Genomic DNA, 7597 nt, shown 5'->3' with positions numbered 1-7597 from the left:
GTGGGTGGGTGGCCGGGTTCGCCGGTACCCGATCAGAGTTACCCGCTTCTTGCGGTGATCGAGGGGTTGCGGTGCGGCTGGGGGGCGGTTGGGTGCCGTTGAGCGTTGCGTTGCCGAGCGGTAATTAGGTGCCATTGGGCGTCACCGAGTAGTTGGTGGGTGCCATTGGGCGTCACCGAGTAGTTGGTGGGTGCCGTTGGGCGTCACCGAGTAGTTGGTGGGTGCCGTTGGGCGTTGCCGAGTGGTTGGTTGTTGGGTGCCGTCGGTCCGTTGGTCCTCTGGGCTGTTCGAAACTTGTGTGCTGGGTCTTCTCGGTGGTGTGACTCGATGCGATTACATGTTTGAATGCGCATAGGTCGATAAAGGTATTCCAAATTGCGACTCTCGGACTGAGAGTCGCTTGCCGATATTCGCCGAATCATGTTTCGGCGCACCGGGGTTGGCTCGGATTGAGGCGGCCGATTTCGAACTCCGGTGTCCAGTCCCGGAACTCACGCCTCGGTAACCCGGCGGGCCCTCCCCCATTGCGGAGCTCGGCTCCCTGCCGCAGCATGCGGACCGAGGTCGCTTGTGCAACATGGGATCTCCGCCTGGCGGGATTCGCCCGGCGTCGGAACGTGCTGTGCGAACGCGATCGGACCCGTAAGCTGCCCGGGTGATCGAAGCAGTTGTTTTCGACGTCGGTGAGACCCTGGTGAACGAGAACCGCAGGTTCGAGCTGTGGGCCGACTGGATCGGTGTGCCGCGCCTGACCTTCGCGGCGACGCTCGGCACGGTGATCGCCGCGAACCGCGACTACACCGAGATCTTCGAGATCTTCCGCCCCGGATTCGACTTCGATCGCGAATGGCCGCTGTTCGAGGCCGAGCACGGGCCGGGCATCCAGGCCGAGGATCTGTACCCCGATGTGCGGCAGTGCTTCACGGGCCTGCGCGCCCTCGGCGTCTGGGTCGGCATCGCCGGCAATCAGCCCGCGCGCACCACCGAATTGCTGCGCGGGTTCGACCTGGACTGCGACTTCATCACCACCTCGGCCGAATGGGGTGTACGCAAGCCCGATCCGGCGTTCTTCGAGAAGGTCGCGGCCACCGCGCCCTGCTCTCCCGACCGGATCCTGTACGTCGGCGACCGTGTCGACAACGACGTCGTCCCGGCCGAGGCCGCCGGTCTGCGCTGCGCCTTCCTCCTGCGCGGCCCGTGGGCCTGGATCCACCGCGACTCCCCCGACGCGGCCCTGGCCGACTGGCGGCTGAACGATCTCATCGAACTCCCCGCCATGGTCGCCGCCGACGCCATCCTCGCATGAGACGGCCGACCCGGCACGACACAACCCCCGCATCAAAATGATCACACCTACGGGTTCCGGAACCGTTTCACACTTACTCTGGATGCATGATGTACCGGCTGCTGGCGGATGCCGCTGCGGGAGTGCATTTCCTGTTCGTCACCTACTTGGTGGTGGGCGGATATCTCGCATGGATGTGGCGATGGACCATCTGGACTCATCTCGCGGCGGTGGGATGGGGGTTCAGCACTGTGCTGTTCACCATCTCCTGCCCGCTCACCCATCTGGAGAACTGGGCGCGATTACGCGGCGGAGAGGCCGAGCTGCCATCGGGCGGATTCATCAACCACTACATCACCGGGGTCCTGTATCCGCGTGGTGACCTGGATCTGGTGCGGGTGCTGGTGGTGATCGTCGTGGCCTTGTCGTGGAGCGCGTACGTGTGGATACCGCGTCACCGCCGCTCGCTGGAGGCGCATCCGACCACGCGGTAGCACCTGACGGGCTCTCGTCGACACCGGGCCGCCCGCGCCAAGGTCGACGCGGATCATGTCGGCCGATCGATGACGTATTCGGCTATCTCGCTAACCTTTTCACCGAGGTGGGAGTGGCCTCGGCGCAGGCGGCCGACTCGAAAACGCCTGTCGGACCGACTCACTTGGTGTACAGCGCTTTTATCGCGAGCTTCACGTCCTCACCCCGCAGCGGGTCGCTGCTCGGGCCCATCAGCGACAGTATCGCGACGCCCTGGAACAGCAGGAAGTAGACTTTCGCCACCGCGTGCGACTCTTCGGTGGACAGGTTCGGGTGCACCGACCGCAGCAGCGCGGACAGTTCCGAGTAGGCCCCTTCGGTCGCGGCGGACAGGTATCCCTGGGACTCGGGCGTATGGGCGATGCGCACCCCGTTCTCCAGGCTGAGCATCAACTCTTCGCGGCGCTCGAAGGCGAGGTTCAGCATCGCGTCCCAGGTCCACTCGACCGACTCCGCCAGCGAGTGCCCCTCCCCGGTATCGCGGATGATCGCATCCATACCGTCGCCGATCTCGCTGCCGATCCCCTCGGTGATCGCCTCGGCGATCAGGCGGTCCTTGGATCCGAAGTGGTAGCCGATGGCCGCCAGGCTCACCCCGGCCGCCCCGGCGATATCTCGCGCGGTCACCTTGGCCAGGCCGCGTTCCAGAACCGCCTTCCTGGCTCCTGCCAGTAGATCTTCCCGATTACCCATATCCCCAGGCTACCGCGTCTTAGACATTTGTACTAGACAGGTGTGCCAATCATGTGAGACATTTGTCTAAGACGTTCGATCCAATCTTTCCAGTCAGACAGGAATTACTCATGAGCGCCACACCCAACTCCCCGCACATTCTGATCTCCGGCGGCGGTATCGCCGGGAATGCTGTTGCGCTGCAACTGCTTTCCGCCGGAATCCGAGTCACCGTCGTCGAGCGCGCGGCGGCCCCCCGGCCGGGCGGGCAGGCCGTCGATCTACGTGGTCCGAGCCGTGAGGTCGCCGAGCGGATGGGGCTCATGCCGGGCATCCGCAAGCACCAGCTGAACGAGCTCGGTATGAGCTATATCGACGCCAAGGGCCGCACGTTCTCGAGCATCTCGATGGAGGCCTTCGAGGGTAAGGGGCCGGTGGCCGATATCGAGATCACCCGCGGCGACCTCAACCAGGTGCTGCTCGACGAGATCGTCGCGGCGGGCGGCACCCCGGACTACCGCTACGGCGAATGGATCACCGCGCTGCGCCAGGACGACACCGGCGTCGAGGTCGACTTCAGCTCCGGATGCACCGAGCGATTCGACCTGGTCGTCGGGGCCGACGGCGTCCATTCGGCGACCCGCCGCCTGGCCTTCGGGCCCGAGGAGAAGTTCGGCACCTACCTCGGCGGCTACATGTCCTTCTTCACGATGCCCACGCCACCGAACGTCCGGCCCGGCTGGTTCGCGATGCAGTTCGTCCCCGGCGCCACCGTGGGCATCCGGCCCGACCACGACCCCGCCACAGCCAAGGCCATCCTCACCGTCCGTCGCGACGATCAAGATCCCACCCTGCGTGGCGATACCGTCGCGCAGCACCGCCTGTTCGACAAGTACCTCACGGAAGCCGGCGACGGGTGGCACGCGCCGGCCATTCGCGAGGCCATGACCACCACGCCCGACTTCTACTTCGACGAACTCGTCCGGATCGACATGCCCACGCTCAACGCCGGGCGTGTGACACTGCTCGGTGACGCCGGATACTGCGGTTCGCCGATGACCGGCATGGGGACCGCTATGGCGATAGTCGGCGCATACGTGCTGGCCGGCGAGATCGCCTCCACTCCCGACGACATCGCGGGCGCGCTGCGGCGCTACGAGGAGAAGGTCACCCCATTCCTGGACGAGGCCAAGCAGATGCCGGGTGGGGGCATCAAGATGATGATCTCGCACTCCCGATTCGGCACCGCCGTGATGCGCACCACCAACCGCATCATGTTCTCTCGCCCGATGCGGCCGCTGATGATGAAGATATTCTTCGGCAAGGGAGAGGACTACACGCTGCCGACGTACTGAGGCCCACGGACTAGGATTCACCCCGTGCCGCAGAAGATCATCATGGATGTCGATACCGGCATCGACGATTCGCTCGGACTGCTGTATCTGCTCGCCAGCCCGCAGGCGCGGATCCTGGGGATCGCCTCGACCGCGGGCAATGTGCCCGCGCCGCAGGTCGCGGCCAATAATCTGGCGCTACTGGACCTGTGCCGGGCGCCCGATATCGAGGTGGCGCTCGGCGCGGCGGAGCCGTTGGCGATCCCGTTGCGGACCACCGAGGATACGCACGGGCCGCAGGGAGTCGGGTACGCGGAGTTCCCGCCCTCGTCACGGCGGCTGTCCGAGCGGTCCGCGGCGCAGATGTGGGTGGATCTGGTGCGGGAGTATCCGGGCGAGATCATCGGGCTGTGCACCGGGCCGCTGACCAATCTCGCGCTCGCGCTGCGGATGGAACCGCAACTGCCGCGGCTGCTTCGGCGGCTGGTGGTGATGGGCGGAGCGTTCAACCATCCGGGTAATACGACGCCCACCAACGAGTGGAATGTGCATGTGGATCCGGAGGCGTGGAAGGAGGTCTTCGACGCCTTCTCCGCGGCACCCGCCGACCGGCGGCCAGTGGTGTGCGCCCTGGACATCACCGAGACCATCGAGATGCGTCCGCATCATCTGATCCGGCTGGCCGAACGCGCGGGCAGCGTTCCGGTGCAAGAGGTTTCGGAGTTCGACACGCCCGGTACCCGGTCCGAGGCCAGCAATCCGATCGTCCGGTTCCTCACCGACGCGGTCCGGTTCTACTTCGAGTTCCACCGACAGTACGACCAGGGCTACCTCGCCCATATGCACGACCCGTTCGCCGCGGCCGTCGCTCTCGATCCGAGTCTCGCGATGACCCGCCCGGCCACGGTGGACGTCGAACTCGCCGGAACCCTCACCCGGGCGACCACCGTCGCGGACTGGGCGGGAATGTGGGGGCGGGAGCCGAATGCGGACATCGTGGTCGGCACCGATCCGAAGATATTCTTCGATCAGCTGATCGACCGTGTCGGCGATTTTGCCCGCACGGTGTACCCGATCGAGTAGGTTGGGAGCGTTCACGGGCGGGCGCATCTGGTCCAGGGGACGCCCTGTCGCTGATTACGCGAGCCCGGGCCGTTGGAAAGTCCAATTCCACTGATTGCTCGACTTCGTTCAGCTCCTGTAGCTCAGTGGGTGAGAGCAGCACTCTTATACTCAGTCGGACTCCGCGCGAAGCCGTCCGCCTGGGCCGCTCTGGTCCAGGTCAGAGGCTCTTTGGTGTCCCGTCGATTCCGTCCTGTCCGGCTCGTACCTGCCCGTCTTGGCACACTCTTGGCACACTCGGAAATTCCCTCTGACCGGCAACAACTTCACCGAATCGTTAGGAGCTTCGATGACAAATCCTGAAGCCGACGCTACGGCAAGCTCAAGCCGGAGTCCTCGTCGGTTCCCTCAGCAGAACCAGGATGTACACCGCGCCTGGTATCGACAACCCACTCCCACACGATGTTCGATGGAGGAGGCTCTTCGACCATCATCAGCCTGTGCAGGCAGCGGTTCAGCTCAGGACCATGCCTCAGCACGCGACACCGCCGAGGTGGGGCATCCTCATGGACAACGCCACAATCGCCTGTCCGACTTGCAGCCGTAACGATTGGGTGCAGAGCATCCCCGCACTCCGCTCCACCGGCATATCGACAGTGTCCGGTTCGGCCGAAAGACAGCAGGCGGTCGCCGAACGCGCTGAGGTCCAGTGGTTTTCGACCGCTGCGTCCCGGGAACAGCAGTGGCGCGCGGTGATCGGCGGCGACGGTGGTAGGGGCGATGACATGCAGCTGCCGAGGTGGAGGGCAGTTGGTACAGTAGGGCGGCCAGCACCGGGGGAAGTATCAGGTCGTGGTCCTCGAGCCGCAGGTAGTTGTCTGTGCCCACTGGTCAGGCGACGGACTGGGGCGGGTGTTGTTCGAAGGCACAGATTTCCTCGCTGATTGCATCGGGATCGCATTCCTGGATGAAATGCCTGGCGCCTACCAGGATTCGGGTGTGGTGTCGGGGAAAGGCGGCTTCGAACCGTGTGCGTTCACTGTCTTTGAATCCGGTGTCGGCGCTGCCCCACAACAGCAGCGCCGGCTTGTCGGCGAGTTTGGTCAATCCTTGCTCGACTGTGGCGAGGTAGTCACGGCTGGCCAGGATTTCGTGCGGGAAGATCGCTGTGGGTTGACGTGACGCTGGGGTGGGGAAGGGGCCGCGGTAGGCGGCTTTCTCGGCGTGAGTCATGGGGTGAGTGACGCCCGCTGGCATCAGCCAGACGACGAACGCGTTGAAGCGCCGGATCAGCCAGCGGCTCAACGGATTGCCGGCGACGCGGGAGAAGATGGCGATGTGCGGGATGTTCTGCGCGGGCCAGGCCCAGGTGTTGCCGATGATCAGGGAGTGGATCAGGTCGGGGCGCCGTCCGGCGACGCCGAGCCCGATCGGGCCGCCCCAGTCGTGCACCATGAGTCGGATGTCGGACAATCCCAGTGCGGTGATGAAGTGCTCCACGACGAGCGAGTGCTGTTCGGGTTTGAAGGTGTATCCCGGTCCGGCGGTGCTCAGACCGAAGCCGGGGTAGTCCAGGGAGATGCAGCGAAACTGCGCCGACAGCGTGGTGATGATGTGCCGGTACAGAAACGACCAGGTGGGGTTGCCGTGCAGCAGCAACAGCACCGGCCCGGAGCCTTCGTCGACGTAGTGCACGGTGTGGCCGTCGAGGTGCAGGTAGTGGTTCTCGAACGGGTAAAGCGTGGTGTCGAGCCAGTCCGGCACCACAGGGGCGGGGTTCACGAGCGTGCCTTCGCGGCGTCGTTGTCGGCGACCTTGTTCATCAGGGTGAAGAGTGTGTTCGGCGCCATCCGCGCCATCGCGTAGAGGAATTTCGCTTGTCCTACGCGTAGTTCGGTCGTCCCGTTGATCAGTGCCGTGACCACGGCTGAGCCGACGGCGTCGGGTTTGATCTTGGAGCCGCCGTAGTCGCCGGTGAGTTCGGTGTCCACGGTGGGGGGCAGCACCTCCAACACGTGCAGGGCCTCGCGCCGGGTCTGGTGGCGCAGCGTTTGACTGAAGGCGTGCACGCCGGCCTTGGCGGTCGCGTAACCGGGTGTGCGGCCGAAGGGTGCGTAGATCAGGCCGGTGCTGACGTTGACCACCGCCGCCTCGGGACGGCTCAGCAGCGTGGGCAGCAACGCCATCGTCAGATGTATCGGAGCCGAGAGGTCCACAGCCAGTTCACCCTCCATCATGAGCATGGCGCGCTGGTCGTGTAGGTCGATGTCGGTCATGGTGCCGGCATTGTTGACCAGAACCTCGAGGGGTCGGCCGCCAGCGAGGTAGCGGGCGAGGCGGTCCCGGTCGCTTTCTTTGGCGAGGTCGGCCACAAAGGTGGTGATGCCGGTGTCGCGGCCCTGCGCTGCGGCCAGCCGCTGCGGGTTTCTTCCCACGATCAAGACGTAGGCGCCGGCGGTGCGTAGCGCCCTGGTGATCGCCAGCCCGATACCGGACCCGCCCCCGGTGACGACGGCGAACTTGCCCTCTAACTTCACTGTATTTTCCCTTCGCCGGCGAACTCCGGTATTCCATTCGTCTGACTGTCGGATAGCTAGATAGTCAAGTTGCTAGATGCTCCGACTATTCAAGTATTGCACAACGTCGGGCAGGCGCAAGTGGCGGTGACGACTGCTTCGGTCGTCGGGCGGCACGGCCGGTCACGTCGACG

7 protein-coding genes are annotated in these 7597 nt (G+C 64.9%); 4 read left to right on the top strand and 3 right to left on the bottom strand.

The window, feature by feature from the left end:
- Positions 1-655 precede the first annotated feature (655 nt).
- Together JZ791_RS27100 and JZ791_RS27095 are read left to right on the top strand one after the other, a co-directional pair.
- A complete protein-coding gene (locus tag JZ791_RS27100) occupies positions 656-1306 on the top strand; it encodes an HAD family hydrolase (protein ID WP_216898057.1) in 651 nt (216 codons plus the stop codon).
- Between the two features lie 86 nt (positions 1307-1392).
- The gene (locus tag JZ791_RS27095) at positions 1393-1779 is read left to right on the top strand and encodes a DUF2784 domain-containing protein (protein ID WP_216898056.1); all 387 of its coding nucleotides are present in this window, start codon (positions 1393-1395) and stop codon (positions 1777-1779) included.
- Positions 1780-1939: 160 nt separating this feature from the next.
- Here the strand turns inward: JZ791_RS27095 and JZ791_RS27090 are convergent, their stop codons facing one another.
- Positions 1940-2512 carry a TetR/AcrR family transcriptional regulator gene (locus JZ791_RS27090; RefSeq protein WP_216898055.1) on the bottom strand — a complete coding sequence of 191 codons (573 nt, stop codon included), beginning with the start codon at positions 2510-2512 and terminating at the stop codon, positions 1940-1942.
- 110 nt (positions 2513-2622) lie between these two features.
- Here JZ791_RS27090 and JZ791_RS27085 point away from each other — a divergent pair, with 110 nt between their 5' ends.
- Entirely contained in the window at positions 2623-3846 is a 1224-nt protein-coding gene (locus tag JZ791_RS27085; protein WP_216898054.1) for an FAD-dependent monooxygenase, read from the top strand.
- Between the two features lie 42 nt (positions 3847-3888).
- Positions 3889-4908, top strand: a complete 1020-nt coding sequence (locus tag JZ791_RS27080; protein WP_216898065.1) for a nucleoside hydrolase — start codon at positions 3889-3891, stop codon at positions 4906-4908.
- An 870-nt stretch (positions 4909-5778) separates the two neighbouring features.
- Here the strand turns inward: JZ791_RS27080 and JZ791_RS27075 are convergent.
- Both JZ791_RS27075 and JZ791_RS27070 read right to left on the bottom strand, forming a co-directional pair.
- A complete protein-coding gene (locus JZ791_RS27075; RefSeq protein ID WP_308163117.1) occupies positions 5779-6669 on the bottom strand; it encodes an alpha/beta fold hydrolase in 891 nt (296 codons plus the stop codon).
- Positions 6666-7424 carry an SDR family oxidoreductase gene (locus JZ791_RS27070; protein ID WP_216898053.1) on the bottom strand — a complete coding sequence of 253 codons (759 nt, stop codon included), beginning with the start codon at positions 7422-7424 and terminating at the stop codon, positions 6666-6668. Before JZ791_RS27070 ends, JZ791_RS27075 begins: the two co-directional genes overlap by 4 nt.
- Positions 7425-7597: the final 173 nt, after the last annotated feature.

Source organism: Nocardia alni (genome assembly GCF_019038435.1).
Lineage (GTDB): Bacteria > Actinomycetota > Actinomycetes > Mycobacteriales > Mycobacteriaceae > Nocardia > Nocardia alni.
The sequence above is the reverse complement of the archived record's forward strand: the minus strand, read 5'-3'. Positions and strand labels throughout refer to the sequence as shown.

Coding starts and splice junctions, on each gene's coding strand:
- JZ791_RS27085 (WP_216898054.1), top strand. CDS start 2,623: ATGAGCGCCACACCCAACTCCCCGCACATTCTGATCTCCGGCGGCGGT.
- JZ791_RS27095 (WP_216898056.1), top strand. CDS start 1,393: ATGATGTACCGGCTGCTGGCGGATGCCGCTGCGGGAGTGCATTTCCTG.
- JZ791_RS27090 (WP_216898055.1), bottom strand. CDS start 2,512: ATGGGTAATCGGGAAGATCTACTGGCAGGAGCCAGGAAGGCGGTTCTG.
- JZ791_RS27080 (WP_216898065.1), top strand. CDS start 3,889: ATGGATGTCGATACCGGCATCGACGATTCGCTCGGACTGCTGTATCTG.